Source organism: Flavobacterium sp. 245 (genome assembly GCF_004362055.1).
Lineage (GTDB): Bacteria > Bacteroidota > Bacteroidia > Flavobacteriales > Flavobacteriaceae > Flavobacterium.
In genome coordinates, this window is record NZ_SNXB01000006.1 from 222135 (window position 1) to 243060 (window position 20926).

The following is a 20926-nucleotide window of genomic DNA, read 5'->3' on the forward strand; positions in this document are numbered from 1 at the left end:
TTTTAAAGCTGAATAACTTAAAATATCAGTAATCTTTAGATTTGTACTTCACTCTTTGCGAAATTGTTTTTGGTTCCACACCCTTATAAGTAACCTCATAGTCTATTATCTCCTGTCTATCTAATAATTCCATAATAGGTATCGGCTTATTAAAGAATTTTCCAAAATTGCTTTCAAAAGTTGGTATAGAGTCATAATAAGGAATTACATCAGCGATAGGCATTTTGCCTTTCTCTAATTTGAAGCTAGAGAATCTTCCAGTGTGAAAATATGAAAGGAAAAGGTTAAAGTCTGCAATTGGAACACCATCAATAACTCTACCTGCGAACTGCGGAAAATTAACAATAATAATTTTTTCAAACCTTCGGCTTCCTTTTTTACCTATTATGTTTTCAAACTTTTCCCAATTATCATTTAAAAAACGTGTTTTTCTTTCAATTTGTTTTTTCGCCTTTTTAATTGTTTGGAAAGAGGTGTAAAAATCATCGGGATCTAAAGGATAAGTACTGCATTTTATTTCGCCAACTATTACAGTTGTATCAGTTATTATTACAAGATCAATCTCTTCTTCTATACGAACATTCTCGGAATTTTTGAAATAGAACTTTGATTGTTCTATTAACTTAAAATGAGCAAACTTGTTTAGTTTTTCATTTTTTAAATGATTTTTAATGTAATTTTCAAAATGAAATCCTCTTTCTGCAAGATCACATTTTCCTTCTTCAAGCCACTTGTCAATTAAGTAAAGTACATTAGCTCTTTTGATAGTTGAATGGGTAAAGAATAAATTCTCCCCTTCTTGGTAGATGGGATACCTGTAAAGGTTATGTTTATTACCACGGTGAGTTAAAAGAGTTAAAAAAGTCTTTATCTGTTTTTCATCATACTTCGTGATAATTTTGAAATGAGCAATTAGTGCTGTTTTTTTTATTTTTGGATTGAAATGGTGAAACTGGCTTAAATTTTGAACAGCTGTATTATAGTATTCAGGTATGGGAAGTGCACGAACAAAGTCCTGCAGACCTGATAATAAATTAACCAAATCAATTAAAGTTAAATTTTCTAAACCTGCTATTTTCTGCGACCTATAAAACGGATAGTAAGCAAGTATAGGCGCAACCAAGAGACAATAGGACTCCGAAGGTTTTTTATCTTTCTTTTGATATGAGATAATTAAATTACCTTCTTTTAATTCTATTAATTTCAATTTCTGAAATTTTCGGGTTTCGTCGTAGTAACTTAAAATCTTTTTATAGTCAGAATGAGAATTTAATAAATCATCATATTTGAAGGCAATGTTTCGTGATAACCTAATTAAGGATGCATTATCCAGCATCAACTCATTTAAATCAGATTTTAATCTAAGTTCTCCATTTTCAAATGTCATACTGTAACCTCTCCAAATAATTTGGTCGTATGAATATTTTGCAGCGATATAAATAGAACCGATATGTGTTAAATTTATAATTACGTCAACTTGAACGAGCTCTTCTCTGTTTTTATTAACAGAAGAATCAAATTTGATATAATTTAAATAATCGAGATTTACTGTAGCAATATCGATTACGGTGTCAATTAAGGACCATGAAGATTCGGAGCCATTTTGAAATTCAGGCTTGCTTATAGATATATCCGAAATTTGATTCATATCGAACGAATCATTTGCGTTATGAGCGCGTCTAGTTTCTTCTGTGATAATTACCTCAGTTCTGTTCAGATCGGCAATTAATAATGCAATGAATTCTGGTTTTCCTAACATCGATTTGGTTAAAGCATATTTCAAGGCGTTACCAATTTCTACAAAGTACTTGTTAAAGTAATGAGAATAGTTTATTATTGAATCTGATGTGATATCGAATTCTGCACCATCTAGTTTATCTTTATGTTTTTCAAAAGCATTTTTTAGGTTGTATTTTATTGAAAAGGGATAAAAACCTTCTTCCCAAAGAATTATATCAATTGCTTTTTTAGCCATTATTAGGAGGTTATATTTTTGAAATTTATCTATGTTACCCAAATTTTTAAGCTTTATACTGCTTTGGATTACAAAGTTGTGAATGAATAATACTCTTATCAACTAAATTCCTCTATTGGATAGTTGTAAAACGAAAATAAAGAAAGAGTACCTATTTTCATCATATAGAGATGGTTATTTTTATCAAATAATTCAATTTGAAATATAAAGCGGATATATTTGGATGAAAATACTTATTTTTATCAACTATCTAACTAGCTGGCATGTCTTTATCAAAGTTTAGGTTATAAGCTATAAAGCCTTTAATACAGGAATTTAAAAATAGATTAAAATATCGTCGACTTACCATTTATAGGATAAACAGAAGTACGAAATCGCCTGCAACCGGTGAAGTTAGGATGTTTCTCCAAGGATGAATTTGGCCATAGTTAGAATTAAAACCTATTTTGTGGTATGGAAAGTTTATCCATAGTCATCAACGGCTAAATAATTATAACTAGAAGTGAAAAAAAAATAGCATATGAATACTGTAAAAATTGGTGACAGCTTTGAAGATAAATCATATAATTTAATTGAACAGGCACTACTTAATAATGATTTAAGTTTTATACCAGGGCATTGCACTATATATAGAAAGAAGAAATATTATAACATAATCAGAGAGAAAGATGTAATTTTTGATTTAGTTATCGAAGTAAAACATCCATCAGCTAATAAGCCTTCGATACTTTGCATAATAGAGTGTAAAAATTATTCTAATCATAGTGTCCCTGTTGATGACTTAGAGGAATTTAGTTATAAACTTCAAAATATTAAAGGATTTACACCAAAGGGTATTTTAATCACAAACAGCAAATTTCAAAGTGGTGCTTTTAAAGTTGCTGAAAATACTGGTATAATGTTGATAGAGGTTGATGAGGATAAGTACACTATTGTTTTACATAAAAATCAAAATATAAGTTCTAAAATTAAAGAAGAGGTAGATTTCGATTTAAATATTAAGGTTCTTATTGAAAATGCATTATTGCCAAAAAAGATTGAGGGTTTAAAAAAACTTAATTCTGAAAATATTGAAAAAATAGCAAATAATTTTTTGAATGAAATTAATCCTGAAATTTTAAATTATGCTTTGCCAACACCTTTATCTGAAGTTATCAAATTTTTAAAATTAAAAAAATCTTTAGAGGTTGAGTTTTTGGATATTACAGATCATGAAGATAGAAAAATACTGGGCTACTATGATTTATTCAAGAACCGAATTATAATAAATAATAATATTTCTAATAATCTTCAGTATCCATTTGTTCTTGGACATGAAATTGGTCATTTCATTTTACATAGAAATCTAAAAATAAATCAAACAGTTTACAATAATTTTAAGGATGTACAATTTAATTTTCTGCACCAGTCATATAATATTAAAAATGATAAACACTGGATTGAGTGGCAAGCAAATTATTTCGCATCATGCTTATTAATGCCTAAAAACTCTATAGTAGCAAGGCTGATTTTAATTCAGAAAGAATTAGGCATCAGTAAGCAGGGAACAATTTTTTTAGATAGTCAAGAATGTAATAAGAAAGACTATAGAGATATTGTAAAATGGCTTTCAGATTTTTTTAATGTGGGAAAAAATAATATTGAATATAGACTGAATGATTTAGGTCTTATCAATAAACCTGCTATGTCAGATGAAGATAATATTACTAGAGAATTTTTAAGAAGCATCTCTATTAGAAACTCTAACTTGGATTTTTAGTTTTAAAGTTCAAACACGATACACAAAAAAATGAGAATAAAATTACAGAAAAAATTTACTGAGAAACATATAGACGAATTTATAAACTCTATTTACAGTAGTATTAAGAAAGACTCTAGTGAAAATTTTGAATTTGACTTAAGTGAAACGGAATGGATATCTAATCAGAATTTATTACTTTTTTCAGCACTGCTTAAATATCTATATAATTGTAAAATTGATTTTAAGGTCTATTTTAAGAAAAAGGGAATATCTACTATTGAATTGAGTGAAAGAACAAAAATACAAGTAGTTCAATTATGGGAGATCTGGGAGATTTATTCAGTAATCGGGACTCAAGATTACTCTAATTACTTTGATATAACTAATAATACTATTAAAGACTTTAAAAATGAATTAATATCCAAAAAGAAATATTCTGAAAAAAGTAAAGAGATTTATAATAGATTTGGAATTACTCCACTCATTACATTGAGAAAAATTAATGATTACAAAGATAGTGATTTATTAGAGCATGAAATAAATCCAATATACCAGCTCAACGATGTTATACAGGAAAAGTTATTTACAAGTGGATTTAGTCATCCATTTGTAAATAATACATTGAGTGCTATAATTACAAAAGAATTGTATGAGAACTTTTTAGATCATTCAATAAAGAACTCCTTTAAAAGTGATGTTGATTTGGCTTTTATGAGTTTAGCACTCCAGCTCAATCCGGCTAATAGTGGCCAATCCCTCTTGGAATCTAACTTTAAAGAAGAAGAAATTCCAGAAACAATCGGTTTTTTTAAAAACAAAGAAAAATTTAAAAATCAATCATTTATTCAATTTTCATTTTTAGACTTTGGAGAAGGCATACCAACCACTCTTAGAGATCAATACATTAACGATAATCAAATAATATCAGATGATTTATTTACTACTATTAAAGATTATGAAATTTTAAAATATGCTTTTAAACATAATTCTTCAAGAAATCCAATTCTTAATGTAGGTTCTGAAAGTAATCTTTTTATTCCACGAGGATTATTTGATTTGTTGACTATAGTAAAAAGATATGGAGGCTTGTTAATTGCGAGAAGTAATTATGGCAAAATAATTTATGATTTTTCTGAAAATAAGGATTTTGAGCAAGCTTTCGGAATTTTTGGCGATGAATCAAAATTCTTCCCAGGAACATTCATAACTATTTACTTACCATCATTAGATGATAGTGCTGTCTTTGACAAATCCGCTATAAAACCTATATTTAATTTTAAAACGGACAAAGTTGAAAAAATTAATAATATAAATATATATACGTTAGCAAAAAAGTTATCATCTGAAAAAAGTTCAATTTATAATGATTTACTTCGTTTGCTGAGTAATAATCTTTTAAAAAGTGGTACAGATAACACTTTAAACTATATAAGTTTTCTTGGTTGCAAAGATGAAAGAATTATTAAAAAAACTATTTTTTTCCTTTTAACAGACTATAATATTAATTTAAATAATAGCATTGTCGTTTTACATCCACCACCTAAAAAAAATCTTAGTGAGATTAATGAAGAGGTTTTAAATCTAAATAAGATAATTAAGGATTTTAAAATACATCCGATTCCATTTATTTACTTAAGTGATGCAAATGATGATGTCGAAATCGAATGGATTGGAATATACGAGGAAGACGATAAATTAAAATTAAATCAATTTTTATTAGAAGATGTATTATTGCCTAAAACGGATTTTAAAGATGTTGATAATATATTTGGAAATCTACACTTTTCAGATAGGTATGGTAATATTGACTCTAAAATTCCTAAATCGAAGGTTATTTTAGAATATTACATTAGGTATAAAAAGATAGATGATATTCTAATTGAGGATCTTGTAATTGAAAATAAATGTATTAGACAAGATGGTCTTTATTTATGTAATGGGAATTATTATCAATCGCAGTTTTTACAGCTAATTGATCTGTTAAATAGTAAGTCAGATTGCAATGAAATTACGAAATTATTATTTCAAAATATAAAAGAAAGTACAGATGATGATTTAAGTGATGCAAATTATATTGCAATTACTTCAAGTAGTCACAAAATATTAAATTCCTTGATAAGGCAAAATTTAATAACTGAAGAACAGTGCCTTTATTTTGATAGCTATATAACATTTGAAAAGGATTTAAAGTCAAACGAAATTAAGGAGAATTCTAATTATATTCTTGTTTGTGATGCAATTTCAACAGGTAACTTAACGAGAAGAATAGAGTCTGTAATTAATAAAAACAATTCCAAGTTATTTAAAATTGCAGTAATTGCAAATACCCTAGATCTAGATTTTGAAAATACTAAGAAATTTGCAGAAGAATTTGAATCTAGAATTATTCATCTTTTTAAATTTCCAATTAAAAAATTTCGAAGAAAAGAAATTGAGAATAAATCTGCGTTTAGAGATGTAATAAGGATAAATCCTTATACTAATATTCCAATTATTTTTTCTGAAGATCTTACTATAAAAGAGACTATTTTACTATCTAATTCAACTTTTATAGATTACGTGGAAAACGATGACATTCATATAAATTTTAAAATCTTCAATAATCTAATTCATCCATATTTTTTTAATTTAAAGAAAATATTGTTTGCTGAGAATAATAAAATTGCGGATGGAAAAAATTCTCTTTTAAATAAGATTTTTAATGAGTTGCTAAAAAATAAAATTGAAGTAAACGATAAATTAAAAATATTCTATCCGAAAGATTCAGATATTAAAACATTAAAATTTGAAAAATTTATAAGTAAAGTTTTGAATAATCAATCTATAGAGATATATGAATTAGAAAGATTTAATACTGATGAAGGCTGGAAATTTCCACATACAACTGATTTTTACTCAAATATTGTTGAAAATAATAATATTCTAATATTTGATGATGGTTCATGTACAGGTGATTCGCTTCTTCAAATGATAAACGAATTGACAATATTTAGACCAAAAAAAATTGACTTATTATGTATAGTTGGAAGGGTAAATGATCATAAACGAGAATTTTTTTCGAAAATTAATTCACTTAAATATAATTTGAATAAAGGAAGTGATTTATTTGATGCCCAATACGGCACGGTCGATGTTAACATATATTTTGCTTCACATTGGCACATCTCAACTTTCTATTTGAATAATTCGCCATATTCAGGTGAGATTTTATGGCTGAAAGAGTTATTAAAAATTCAAAATACACCACTGAGTATAAAACATATTGCTTCTAGAATTCTAGAGGAAATATCACCAAAAAATTCTATCGATAAAGATTATAAATATTTTCCTAAGAATAGAGAAACGCTTGATGTCCCTAAGAAAGATTTAATATTAGTAAGGAACGAGGTGGGAAAAATTATTGGTTATAGATTTTACAAAGAGAGTTTCAAATGGTTTAATGAATTTATTGCAAAATATGAGTCGAATATCAGATCAATCGATAGAACAAAGGATATCGAGTTACTCTGCATGTCTTTACTTTACGAGCCATATCTTTATGATAAGATTTCCAATATTCTTCCAGATATAAAAGAGAAGATTGAGGAATTTGTTGATTCAATATTATTTGGGAGTCCGAGAAATAAAAATAAAAAAATTAATATACAGAAAGACTTATATTATGACTGGTCGCAAAATAGAAAAGATATAATACATCTTTTTTTTATAGTTTATAAAGATGACAAATTAATCCAAAAACTTAATCCAAAAATATTCGAAGATCTACTAAATTTTTCAAAAGATACGTTTAAAAAGATAAACCCAATTAATTATTTATTTTACAAGTTTTTAAGACTTTTTCCAATTCATGTTTCGGAAATATCTAGTAAAAACTCTACAAATATAGTAATGGAGTTTTTTTCGAAAATTATAGAAGAAAATAATTTAGATTTAAAATCTTTGGCAGAAGTGAAAAGATTTTATTCATACATATCAACATTGCCATCAGGTAAAGACTTTGAGTCGCAAATTCAAAAAATCAAAGACATATATTGGGAAAATGATCAGCCTAAGTTGCATGATGAACGAGGAGCCTATGGAGTTAATTTTTCGATTACACTAACAAATTTAAGAGAGCTAAGTGATTTGTGTATTCGTAAACAGTCTTTGAATAAAGAAAAGATTATCCTAGTTAGAGAAGGTTGGTGGAATATTAAAAACACATTACTAAATCCCTTAATTTCTTTTTTTAGAAGTTTTGAAGATTTTTTTAAGCCTTATCCTTACATGATTTATTATAATCAGATTGACGGCAAGGAAACATCACTAATTAGCTTATATTCTTTTATTGATGATTTCATTTATAACCTCGAACAAAAAGGTAATGATATTGATAACTTTAATAAGTCTATTCAGTATTTGGGAATTATAAACGATAAATTGGGAAGTGAGAGTGAAGAATTTAGAGGTTTATTCAAAAATTCAAAAATCAAGTATAAATCATTTGTTGAAAAATTGCTAGTACAGTTAAATACTTTAAAAAATAGTACGACTGTCGAGAACAACTTAAATCTAGAATTTGACATAAATATACCCGAAAAATACATTGATAAAATTGTATTAAAAGAAATAATTGATAACCTGAAATTTTACAGCAATGCTCAAAAGGAAATTGTGATTAAATTTACAAATGAAAAAGATTTTGTTGTGATTACAATAGTTAATCATTACACAGATAGAGTAAAGGAATTTTCAAGTAATGAAGGCATAAATTGCTTAAAGCAACTATCAGAGAGTCCTTTATTTAATTTTCAATACGACTATAAAGTAAACACCGAGGTAAAAGAATTTTACCAAAAATTAAAATTTAAATTATGAATTCATTAGATGTAATACTATTTGTTTTTGATGAAGAAGAGCATTATCAAAAAAATCTTAATAATCTTGGAAAAGATTCTTTTAAGAAACCTATTAGAATTGATAGCTTAGCTTCTTTTGAAAGAGAATTAAATTTATTGGATAAAGATACTCTCGTGCATCTAGTAGTTCATATTTTTTACTCCGACAATATAGTAGGTATACAGCAATTTATATCATCAGGAATCAGGGAAAAATATCCTTTACTTGATACCCGCTTTATATCAGATGGAACAACTTCAATTATTAATGAGAAAATTTCCGGAAAAGAATTTTCCTCGAACGATAAAGAATATATTGAAAAAAGAATTCAAAAATATTATTCTGTAAGGCCTAGTATTGAATCGGAAGAAGTAAAAATATCTAAAGTTAAAGACCACTTGAAGATTAAAAATACTCAAAGCGATCAAGATTTTCATGATGTTGATTACGTTATAATTACTGCTTTGGAACAAGATGAAATGACAAAAGTGTTACCATTAATTCAGACATTGCAAACAATTGAAAATAGTAAACACCTTATTGAATTGGGCTACTTTAAATCAAAACCCGATAAAAAAGTTATATACGCTTCTCAAATAAACTCGGGAATGGTGGATGCCGCGATACTCGCTACAGAATTGATTTGCCTATATAAACCAAAGTTTTTAATAATGACAGGAGTCATGGGAGGTAAACCTGATGATACAAGAATTGGGGATGTTATTATTAGTAAAAAAGTTTTTACAATCGATAAAGGTAAATTAACAGAAGATGAGTTTAAAAGAGAAATTGAATCAGTTTCTACAGAAAGCTCATACACGGTAAAAATAGATAGAATCAAGAGTAAAATTATTGATTTTATAAAGGAGAAAGATGAAATTTATAACACGCAAGTCAATATCCATTGTGAACCAGTGGCATGTGTGCGGTCGGTGATTGACCGAGAAGGTTTTTTCGAAAGTGATGTTTTAACTGTTGATAGAAAAACCATTGGACTAGAAATGGAAGGATATGGTATTGCAAGAGCATGTGAAATTGTTAATGACGGGAAGACCATACCATTAATTATTAAATCGGTTATGGACAATACACAAAAAAAGACGGACGGTGCAAAAAAACTTGCTGCTTGGACAAGTGCAAAAGTTCTGGAATATATTATAATGCATGACGTTATTTGATGAAATGTCAGTTACTGTTTAATTGAAAAAGGAATGATAAGTATGTAAAAAAAGCGATTGTAAGCAAAATTAGCTTTATAACTTTTTATTAGCACTTTAGATATCATGTGTTGTAATTTTGACTTCAAATATTATACAAGGGCCTAATAATGATGGGTTACTTTCAAAACTACTTCTTAAGTTGTGAGGGCAAAAAATATCTTGTTTCCTGAAATAAAACAGTTACTTTGTATCATATTTGTACCATTGTTACATAATATGTTGGTAATCAGTATTGTTATTTTTGAAGAAGTAAAATAATCCTTCTTTCACAATAATAGAAAACCGGACTAGAAATAGTCCGGTTTTTTTATGAACATTTTTGACGTTTTTACTTGTCGAAACTTGGGAAAGTGAATCTGCATCAAGTATCCTATCCACAAAATGACATTTGTCATTTCCCGTTCAAAATCTTTTTTGTAATATTACTATATAAATCATTTTGAATGAGAAAGATAAAATACAAAAAAGGACGCAAACTGCAACATACTAGTTTAGAGTATACTGGATCTCATAAAGATCATGAATCAGAAATGCAGCTTTTTGTATATAACGATGCTGATGTTATCGAATATGAAAAATTCACCGTTTTAGCTTTAAATACTTGCATTGATTACACTAAAAATAATTGGCTGAATATTCATGGATTAAATGATATCGAATTAATTAAAACAATCGGTGCACATTTTAAGTTAGATGATTTTTTATTGGCCGATATTTTAAATACAACAAAAAGAACCAAATTAGAAGAACAGCAAGATGTCTTATTCTTTAATATAAAATCGCTTTTACCTTCTGAATATTCGGACGGTCTTAAAGTTGAGCAGTTGAGTTTTATTTTGAAAGATGGAATTCTGATTTCATTTCAGGAAAAAAGGAGCGATTTCTTCACTCATATACGCGAGCGTTTACGCACGCATGCGGGAATTGTAAGAACTAAAAAAGTAGATTATTTACTGTATTTATTGTTAGACGCAGTAATGGAAAATTTTTACATTACGATAGAAGATGAAGAAGATAATATTGAAGAATTAATTGATCTGACAAAAAAAGGAGCTGATCCGGTTATTCTGGAAAAGATTGAAAACCACCGCGATAATTTTAATTTTTTAAAACGTTCAATCGTGCCACTTCGAGATTCATTGTATTATTTGAAAACAATAAAAGATGATGATGAAAATAACGGCCTTATTCAGAAGGAAACATTTAATTTCTTCATAAGGCTTCATCAAAAGAGTTTAGAGCTCTTAGAACAAATAGAATCAGATATGAGTTCATTAGAAAGTGCTTCTAATTTTTATTTTTCAGAACAAAGCCGAAAAATGAATGAAATTATGAAGACCTTGACTATCATTTCTGCCATATTTATTCCGCTGACATTTATTGTTGGAGTTTACGGAATGAATTTCGACTACATGCCAGAACTTCGTGCAAAAAACGGCTATTTTATTGTCATGGGCATAATGTTTTTATTAGTTGTTGGATTGATAGTATATTTCAAGAAAAGGCGTTGGTTTTAGCGGTTTTAATTTTATAGAACAATAATAGTTTCAAAATATAAATTATGAGTAAAGCGATATACATTGCCACAAGTGATCATAATAGCGGTAAATCAATAATTACCCTTGGTTTAATGAGCATTTTGATAGGCAAAACAGCAAAAGTGGGTTATTTTAGACCTATTGTCGAAGATTTTGTAGACGGTGAACAAGACAATCATATTGAAACAGTTTTGTCGCATTTTAATCTCGACATTAAGTTTGAAGATGCTTATGCAATCACAAAAAGTAAACTGATAAAGAAAAAAAATAAAGGCAAAATAGGGGAGGTTTTAGATTTAATTATCGAAAAATATAAAAAGCTCGAAGAACGTTTTGATTTTGTTCTAGTTGAAGGAACAAGCTTTACTGGTGAAGGAACTTCAATTGAATTAGATTTGAATGTTTTAATCGCAAAAAACCTCGGAATCCCAACTATAATTATCGGTTCTGGTGTTGGTAAAACCTTAGAAGAGCTTGTTGACAGTTTGTATTTAGTGTATGATTCTTTCAAAGTGAAAGAAGTTGAGGTTTTGTCGGTTTTTGCCAATAAAGTACAGCCTGAAAACATCAAATTGGTAACGAAAAGTCTTCAGAAAAGTTTGCCACCAAATGTTTTAGTTAATACAATTCCGCTGATATCAAGTTTAAATAATCCTACAATGCAGGAAATTGTAAATGAGCTTGGTGCCAAAGTTTTGTTTGGTGAAAACTATCTTAATAACGAAATTGGACATTATAGCGTGGGAGCCATGCAATTGCATAATTATTTAGTTCATTTACATAACAATGCACTGGTTATAACTCCCGGAGATCGCTCAGATATTATTTTGGGAGCTTTGCAGGCAAATGAATCGGTTAATTATCCAACGATTTCAGGTATCATTTTAACCGGAAATATTGTTCCTGAGGAAAGTATTTTAAAGCTTATAGAAGGACTTTCTGCTATTGTTCCAATTATCGCTGTCGATGGCGGAACTTATAATATTACAAACAAAATTGGCTCTATAAAATCTGAAATTTACGCTAATAACACACACAAAATTGAAACCTCTATCACCACTTTTGAAAAATATGTAGCAATTGAAGCTTTATCTGAAAGAGTGATCACCTTTGTGCCCGAAGGAATGACGCCAAAAATGTTTCAATACAACATGGTAAAAAGAGCAAAACAGCATCGTAAACATATTGTACTTCCAGAAGGAAATGATGACCGAATTATTACTGCAGCGTCAAGATTGCTAGATATGGACGTGGTTGATATTTCTATTATTGGAGATAAAAAACAAATTGAGAGTAAAGTTGCCGAACTTGGAATTACGTTTGATTTTTCAAAAGTACAGATTATTAATCCCAAAGAATCAGAGCTTTATGAAGACTATGCCAATACCTATTATGAGCTTAGAAAAGCTAAAAATGTGAGTATAACAATGGCAAGAGATTTAATGGAAGATGTTTCCTATTTCGGAACAATGATGGTGTATAAAGGTCACGCAGACGGAATGGTTTCGGGAGCTGCGCACACTACTCAGCACACAATTTTACCAGCGCTTCAATTCATTAAAACCAAACCTAATTCATCTGTCGTTTCGTCTGTATTTTTTATGTGTTTAGAAGACAGAGTTTCTGTTTTTGGTGATTGTGCCATCAATCCAAACCCAACGGCTGAGCAATTGGCAGAAATTGCTATTTCATCTGCAGAGTCAAGTGCAGCTTTCGGAATTGAACCAAAAATAGCCATGCTTTCCTATTCTTCTGGAGCTTCTGGAAAAGGAGATGAAGTCGATAAAGTAAGGACAGCAACTGAAATTGTAAAACAAAAACGTCCCGATTTAAAAATCGAAGGACCAATTCAATATGATGCAGCCGTGGATCGCGCAGTTGGAAAAAGCAAAATGCCAGATTCTGAAGTAGCAGGGCAGGCAAGTGTGCTCATTTTCCCCGATTTAAATACCGGAAATAATACCTATAAAGCAGTACAAAGAGAAACAGGAGCTTTAGCCATTGGACCAATGTTGCAAGGTTTAAATAAGCCTGTAAACGATTTGAGCCGCGGTTGTACTGTGGATGATATTATTAATACGGTCGTAATTACAGCAATTCAGGCGCAGGGATTGTAGTTAATTGTAAATTGTTAATTGTGAATTGTAAATTTATTCTTTGTCTTGAAAATTGCTTTTATTTTAATCTAAATTCACAATAAAAAATAAGCCTTTAAAAAAACTCAGAACCTTAGTAACTTAGAATCTTAGCATCTATAAAAAAAAATGAAAATACTAATTATAAACTCAGGAAGTTCATCTATTAAATATCAATTAATGATTATGCCAAAGAACGAAGTAATTTGTTCTGGAATGATTGACAGAATTGGTTTAGAAACTTCAAATGTTACTTTTAAAACATCCTCAAACTCGATTGAGGAATTACTCCCAATTCCAAATCATAAAGTTGGTTTGCAAAAAGTTGCCAGTATGCTTTTAGATACTGAAAAAGGGGTGATTAAAAGCACTTCCGAAATTGCTGCAGTCGGGCATCGTGTGGTGCACGGAGGAAGCGACTTTAGTGATACAGTAAAAATCGACGAGAAAGTAAAACTAAAAATAAAACAGCTTTTTGAGCTGGCTCCGTTGCACAATCCTGCAAACTTAGAAGGAATTAATGTTGCTGAAGAAATATTTAGTTCGGCGGAACAAATTGCAGTTTTTGATACTGCTTTTCATCAGTCTATGCCGGAAGTGGCATATAAATATGCAATTCCGAATTATCTTTTGACAGAAAATAAAGTTCGTGTTTACGGTTTTCACGGAACAAGCCACAAATACGTTTCTGAAAAAGCAATTAAATTTCTAGAAAATCATTCTAAAATAATTACTATTCACTTAGGCAACGGATGCAGTATGGCAGCTGTAAAAGACGGAAAATGTATTGATACTTCAATGGGATTTTCACCATCAAATGGTTTAATTATGGGTACACGTGCGGGCGACATTGACCAATCAGTAGTTTTTTATATGATAAAAAATCTTGGATATACTCCTGACGAAGTAAATGCAGTATTGCTAAAACAAAGCGGTATGCTTGGTTTGACTGGTTATAGTGATCTTCGTGATATTGAATCAGAGGCGGAAAAAGGAAATAAAGACTGCCAATTAGCTTTATTGATGAATGCTTACCGCATCAAAAAGACTATTGGTGCTTATACGGCAGCGCTGAATGGTTTAGATGCTATTGTTTTTACGGCCGGAATTGGAGAAAACTCTTCATATATGCGTCAATTGGTTTGTACTGATATGGATTATTTTGGAATTGAAATTGATTCTGAAAAAAATCAAATTCGATCTAAGGAAGTAAGAGAAATTAATAAAGCCAATTCAAGAGCTAAAGTTTTGGTTGTTCCAACAGATGAAGAATATGAAATTGCAAATCAAGTTTATCAATTGTTAAACAGTTAAGATTTAAGCCGATTTTACATAACAAAGCTTCTCGTTAGAGAGGCTTTTTTTACGCCCAAAATTAAATATTTGTCAGTATCTTTGACTATAAAACCGAATATCTTGAAATCGATACTTATAAAACTAGTTTTCTTCTTTTTCATTGCTTCGCATCTACAAGCACAAGAATTACTTCCCTTTGTTGAAAATTACAATAAATCAGATTATCAAGGCGATAATCAAATCTGGAATATTGCTCAAGGTCAGGATAGGGCAATGTATTTTGCTAATAATCACTATTTGTTGCGATATGATGGCGTAGTTTGGGAGAAATACTCTTTGCCTAATAAAACCATTATTCGTTCTATATTGATTGAAGGTGACCGAATTTATTCCGGTTCCTATAAAGAATTTGGATATTGGCATAGAAAGGACGGAAAAATGGTGTACGTTTCGATCACCAAAAATCTGCGTTTGTTTGATGAAAAAGACAATGAAGAAATCTGGAAAATTTTTAGATTCAATGGCTCTTTATACTTTCAGTCTTTTAATGATGTTTTTATTTATGATGGAAAACATATTAAAAAAATCAAATTTCCTTTTCTGATATCGTATTGTTTTGTTGTTGATCAAAATCTCTATGTGGCATCTGTCGACAAAGGTATTTTTAGGATGAATGGCTCAAAAATTGCAAATCCTAAGGGTTGGAATGTTTTAAAAAACACGGTTGTTCATGCTATCGAAAAGTACAACGGCAAAACCTATATTTTTACCCACAAGAAGGGAATTTTTATTGTCGAAAAAAATGGATTGACAGCATGGAATAATCCAATAAATGAAACGCTGAAAGGAACAGGAATTAATGTGGCAAAATTTATTAAAAACAATAAATTGGTCATTGGAACGGGAAACAAAGGCGTTTTTATTTACGATTTCGGCACTCAAACTTTTAAGAATATAGACCGAAATAATGTTTTAATGAACAATTCGGTTTTATGCATTGGTTTTGATAAAGAAGAAGATTTATGGCTTGGACTCGATAACGGAATTGCACATGTTGAGGTTAATTCTCCCATTTCCTTTTTTTATGACAATTCGGGTATTTTAGGCTCCGTTTATTCGGTTGCTACAATCGATAAAGGATATTTAATTGCATCAAATCATGGTATTTTTGAATTTGATTCGGGTAATTTTAAAATGTTGCCTAATACACAAGGGCAAGGCTGGAATATTACTAAAATTGGCAGTAAATATGTTATAGGCCACAATGACGGAACTTTTTGTTATGAAAATGGCGCATTGACAAAAATCAACAATGTCAGCGGCGGATGGAATTTATCAAAAAGTATTATAAATGACACTTATTTCCAATCTACCTACAGCGGTATTTTAGTTTATAATAATGCTTCAAAACTGACAGAAAGTTCAAAGTTTAATGATCTTTCAAAACCAATAAAATATGTTGCACAAAACAAAAGAAATGAAATTTGGGCAGCAGATAATTACCGCGGATTATATAGAGTTCTTTTTGATAACAATTTTAAAACAACAAAAGTTGAAAATATCACGCAGCAAAGTAAAATTGAAAATGACTTTGGTGTCAAGATTTTTGAGTTTAGAGAAGAAATCCTTTTTTTAATAAATAATGTATGGTACACATTCAATTCAATTACAAATAAATTGGAAGAGAATGAATTGTTCAATACAAACTTTAAAAATATTTCTGATGTTGTTGCCATTGATGAAAACCATTTTATAGTACTTCAGGAAGGAATTTTATATCATATTTATGCAAACGGCAATAAGTTTGTCTGGAATATGATTCAGGAGAAATATTATAAAGGAAAACTAATTAATGAAAATCTACGAATCTTCAAAAGCAATAATCATTATTTAATGAATCTTGATGATGGTTTTATTTCGTTGCAGTTGTCATATGAAAACAAGCAAAACAAAGGAGTAAAAGTTGAGGCTTACAACAACAATATACTATTGCCAGAAGAAGGTAAAATAAAACACAATACAGAATTGCGTATTAATGTGATCTCCGGAATTTATGGAGCAAGCAAACCAAATTTATTTTACAAGATAAATGGAAATAAAAATTACATTCCAATTTCAAATGGAACAATTGTCTTAAACAACCTTAACAGCGGTTTTCATTCTGTCGAAATTTTTAAGCACGACGGAGCAAATTACGATAATGTTGCAGTATTTGAGTTTAAGGTTGCCCAGCCTTGGTATTTTTCATTTTGGATGATCTTACTTTATTTATTAGTAATAGGAGCGGTCTTGTTCTTTTATTACAAATGGAATAAACTTCGATATACTCAGAAATTAAAACTGCAGGCCGAAGAACTGAAGCATCAGCGTGAAATTCTCGAAATGGAATTGAAAAAAGAAAATGAACTGAATGTTCAGGAATACGAGAAGCATATTTTAGAATTAGAACTTCAGACAAAATCATCAGAAGTTGCTGGAAAATCGTTGTCGATTGCCAAGCAAAGCGAAATGATTGAGAATATTCAAAATATTCTAGATTCTGAAAAAGATTTTAATAAACTTAAGAGCGAAATCAAAAAAGCAATTAAAATTAATGAAGTAAATAAACACGAATGGGAGATTTTTGAAACTAATCTGAATCAGATTCATAATGAGTTTATTATTAATCTTTCTAAAAAATTCCCTAACCTGACTCCAAAGGATATTAAACTGTGTGTTTATCTAAAAATGAACCTTTCATCTAAGGAAATTGCTCCAATGATGAATATCTCTTTTAGAGGTGTAGAATTGCACAGATATCGCTTAAGAAAGAAGCTAAACCTCACACAGGACGAAAATCTATCAAAGTTTTTATTAACTGTGTAAGATTCGACATTGAATTTTAAAGATTTTATATTTTTTCATACCTTTTTTTATATAATTCCAATACATCATTACTACATCATAAGGTTATGTTAAAGAAAATAAATTAACATTTATAGGCTTGATTTTTAGTAGTATACAAAAGGTTTTTAACATAATGATGTAGCTATGTAGTAGTGCAAATTGATGTACTACAACGTTGTAATTGTTTAATTTGGCTCTACTAACTTAAACGATTACATACTGTATGAAAAATTTTATTTTTAGCTTTTTAGCGCTATTGCTACTTCCGGCTTATATGTCTGGACAAGCAATTAAAGGAAAAGTAGTAGACAGCAGCGGGATGGGAGTACCAGGAGCAGTTATCAGCGCTTCAAATTCCAGAACAACTGCCGATGCTGACTTCGACGGTAATTTTACAATCAATGCCAAAGAAGGTGAGATTTTAAAAATCTCTATGTTGGGTTTCGACGCTGTTTCTGTAGCGGCAACGACAGCTCCAATGCGAATCACTTTAAAAGAATCTGATGACACAGCTTTAAAAGAAGTAGTTGTAATTGGGTACGGAACCAGAAAAAAGGTCGATAATACTACCGCAATTTCTTCAATAAAAGCAGAAGAAATTACTAAAACTAAAGTTATAAACGCATCGCAGGCTATTCAAGGTAAAGCAGCTGGTGTTCAGGTGATTTCATCTGATTTGCCAGGAAGCACTCCTTCTGTTGTGATTAGAGGTTTAGGAACTGCATTAGGAGGAAGAAATCCTCTATATATTGTTGATGGTATGCAAACGGAGAATATCAACAATATCAATGCAAATGATATTACTTCTTATGAAATCTTAAAAGATGCTTCTGCATTAGCAATCTATGGAACTCGTGCGGCAAACGGAGTTATTATTATTACAACTAAAAAAGGTACAGGAGATAAAGTTTCTGTAGAAATTGAAAGTTTTGGAGGTGTAAGACAGCCACTTAAAAAAGTTAAGATGGCAGGAAGTAACAATTATTCGTATTACTCAAATGCTGCATTACAATCTACAACTTTTTCTCAAGATCAGCCTGTAAATACTGATTGGTTTGATGAAATTACAAGAACTGGAAGTTATACACAAAATAACATATCTATTTCAGGCGCTTCAGAACATGTAAAATATTTTTTCAGTTTAGGAAACTATGAAGAAAAAGCTGTTTTAAACGGCCTGGATTATGGAAGAACTACTTTTAGAAATAATAATGAATATAAAATTTCTAAAAAACTGACTTTAAATCAAACTTTTAGTTTTACAGCAGCTAATTCTTCTCCAAAACCATTAAGTGCATTTACGAATGCTTATAAGCAATCTCCTATTGTACCTGTTTATTTTCCCGATGGCAAATATGGTGTTTCTCGTGTAGGCGATAATGGTTTTGCAAGTGAAACAGGTTCTTCATTTAACAACGTTGGAAACCCAGTTGCTCAATTAAACTTTTATAACGAACAACAAAAAAGTGTTACGCTGCAAGGAGGATTGAAATTAGATTATGAAATTTTGAAGGGATTAAAATTTACTTCACAATTTAATGGTGAATATTATACATGGAAACAGTATAATTATGACGACACTAAGAATATTTGGTTAGCAGCAAATCCTAATAAAGTAGATAGTGATTATGCTAAAGAATTCCCTAATGCTAATGTTAACTTATTAACTAAAGGACGCGAAGATTACTTTAACTGGAATTTATCTAATTATTTGACATATAACAAGTTATTTAGTGAGATTCACGATGTAGAGGTAACAGCAGGTATTGAAACTTCGGTTAAAGGACCAAGAGAAAAACTTACAATTGCTAGAAAAAATGTAAACCCAGATTCTAATTACTGGGCATTAAATGATCCGGCTTCTGGACATGGAGTTGAATATGCTGCAACAGTTACAAGCTTGTATGATGTTGTATTTAATGAAACTAAATTGGCTTCTTATTTTGGACGTTTCCAATATAAATTAATGGACAGATATTTGGTTACCGGAACACTTAGACGTGATGGTTCATCAAATTTTGGTAAAGATTACCGTTGGGGAACTTTTCCTGCTTTTGGTTTAGGATGGGTGATAACAAAAGAAAGTTTTATGTCTGATGTTACAGCTATTAATTTGTTGAAATTAAGAGGAGGCTGGGGTAAATTAGGTAATCAAAATGTACCGCTTAACAATCAGTCATACGCTTCTGGAAAAAATGCTTATTTAGGAGGTTCTATTCTAAATGAAGGTACAACAATAAGCTCTCAAATTGATCCTACTTTATCTTGGGAAATTACAGAAGAATCTTCTGTAGGTTTAGATTTCGAAATTTTAAATAACAGATTAAAAGGAACTTTTGATTTGTATGAGAAAAATACATCAAATGTAATTTTATACACAAAGCCTTATATGACATCAGGTCTTACAGATCAGTCACCATCACACGTGGGAGAAGTTTCAAACAAAGGTTACGAAATTTCATTACGTTGGGATGACAAAATTGGGGATAATTTCAGTTATTGGATTGGAGGTAACTTCTCTAATAATAAAAATGAACTTACAAGTTTAAAAGATGCTATTTTATCTCCAGTTGTTGGAGGTAGTTTAGGCAATGGACAAACTACTAAATTGTTAGACAATACAACAATCGGACAGCCTTTAGGAAGTTTCTATATTTACGATTATGCTGGTTTTGATGCTACAAATGGAAAAATGCTTTATTACAATGCAGCAGGAGATAAAGTTACTCAAGACGCATTAGATGCTAATAAAGATAGAAAATATGTTGGGTCTAGTTTACCAAAAACTAACTATGGCGTTAGTTTAGGATTCAACTATAAAAACTTTGATTTTTCTGTTGACGGATACGGAACAGGCGGTGCTAAAGTTTATAATGGTAAAAAAGCACAGCGTTTTGCAGGAGAAAATATTGAAAATTCACTTGCTACAGATTTCTGGACACCAAATAATTTAACAGCTTCAAACCCTGCACCTTTTAATCAGGTACCAGTTGCTTCTACTTATTATTTAGAGTCAGGTGACTTTTTCAGAATCAACAATATTACAGTAGGATACAAATTGCCTATACAAGAAAATAATTTTATTAGCGCTTGCAGAATTTATGTAAATGCTATTAATCCATTTATTACACAAAAATTCTCAGGATTTTCTCCAGAATTAAATGGAGATGGAAATCCATATGGTACTCAGGGAGTTGAGCTTGATGCTTATCCAACATTGAGATCATTTGTAATTGGTGCTAATTTAAAATTTTAAA

9 protein-coding genes are annotated in these 20926 nt (G+C 29.9%); 8 read left to right on the forward strand and 1 reads right to left on the reverse strand.

Annotated elements, in window-relative coordinates:
• Window positions 1-25: 25 nt before the first annotated feature.
• Window positions 26-1975 (reverse strand): hypothetical protein, encoded by a 1950-nt coding sequence (locus tag EV145_RS13935; RefSeq protein WP_133525808.1) that lies wholly within the window; start codon window positions 1973-1975, stop codon window positions 26-28.
• Between the two features lie 520 nt (window positions 1976-2495).
• Here EV145_RS13935 and EV145_RS13940 point away from each other — a divergent pair.
• The 8 genes from EV145_RS13940 (at window position 2496) to EV145_RS13975 (ending at window position 20925) form a co-directional block, all read left to right on the forward strand.
• Window positions 2496-3734, forward strand: a complete 1239-nt coding sequence (locus EV145_RS13940; protein WP_133525809.1) for an ImmA/IrrE family metallo-endopeptidase — start codon at window positions 2496-2498, stop codon at window positions 3732-3734.
• Window positions 3735-3764: 30 nt separating this feature from the next.
• Complete coding sequence (locus EV145_RS13945) at window positions 3765-8573, forward strand: hypothetical protein (protein ID WP_133525810.1); 4809 nt, start codon at window positions 3765-3767, stop codon at window positions 8571-8573.
• Window positions 8570-9772, forward strand: a complete 1203-nt coding sequence (locus EV145_RS13950; RefSeq protein WP_133525811.1) for a hypothetical protein — start codon at window positions 8570-8572, stop codon at window positions 9770-9772. Before EV145_RS13945 ends, EV145_RS13950 begins: the two co-directional genes overlap by 4 nt.
• 485 nt (window positions 9773-10257) lie before the next feature.
• Entirely contained in the window at window positions 10258-11331 is a 1074-nt protein-coding gene (gene corA / locus EV145_RS13955; protein ID WP_133525812.1) for a magnesium/cobalt transporter CorA, read from the forward strand.
• A 44-nt stretch (window positions 11332-11375) separates the two neighbouring features.
• Window positions 11376-13469, forward strand: a complete 2094-nt coding sequence (gene pta / locus EV145_RS13960) for a phosphate acetyltransferase (protein ID WP_133525813.1) — start codon at window positions 11376-11378, stop codon at window positions 13467-13469.
• A 147-nt stretch (window positions 13470-13616) separates the two neighbouring features.
• Entirely contained in the window at window positions 13617-14801 is a 1185-nt protein-coding gene (locus tag EV145_RS13965; RefSeq protein ID WP_133525814.1) for an acetate/propionate family kinase, read from the forward strand.
• A 102-nt stretch (window positions 14802-14903) separates the two neighbouring features.
• Window positions 14904-17648 carry a LuxR C-terminal-related transcriptional regulator gene (locus tag EV145_RS13970; RefSeq protein WP_133525815.1) on the forward strand — a complete coding sequence of 915 codons (2745 nt, stop codon included), beginning with the start codon at window positions 14904-14906 and terminating at the stop codon, window positions 17646-17648.
• A gap of 244 nt (window positions 17649-17892) precedes the next feature.
• Complete coding sequence (locus EV145_RS13975) at window positions 17893-20925, forward strand: SusC/RagA family TonB-linked outer membrane protein (protein WP_133525816.1); 3033 nt, start codon at window positions 17893-17895, stop codon at window positions 20923-20925.
• Window position 20926: the final 1 nt, after the last annotated feature.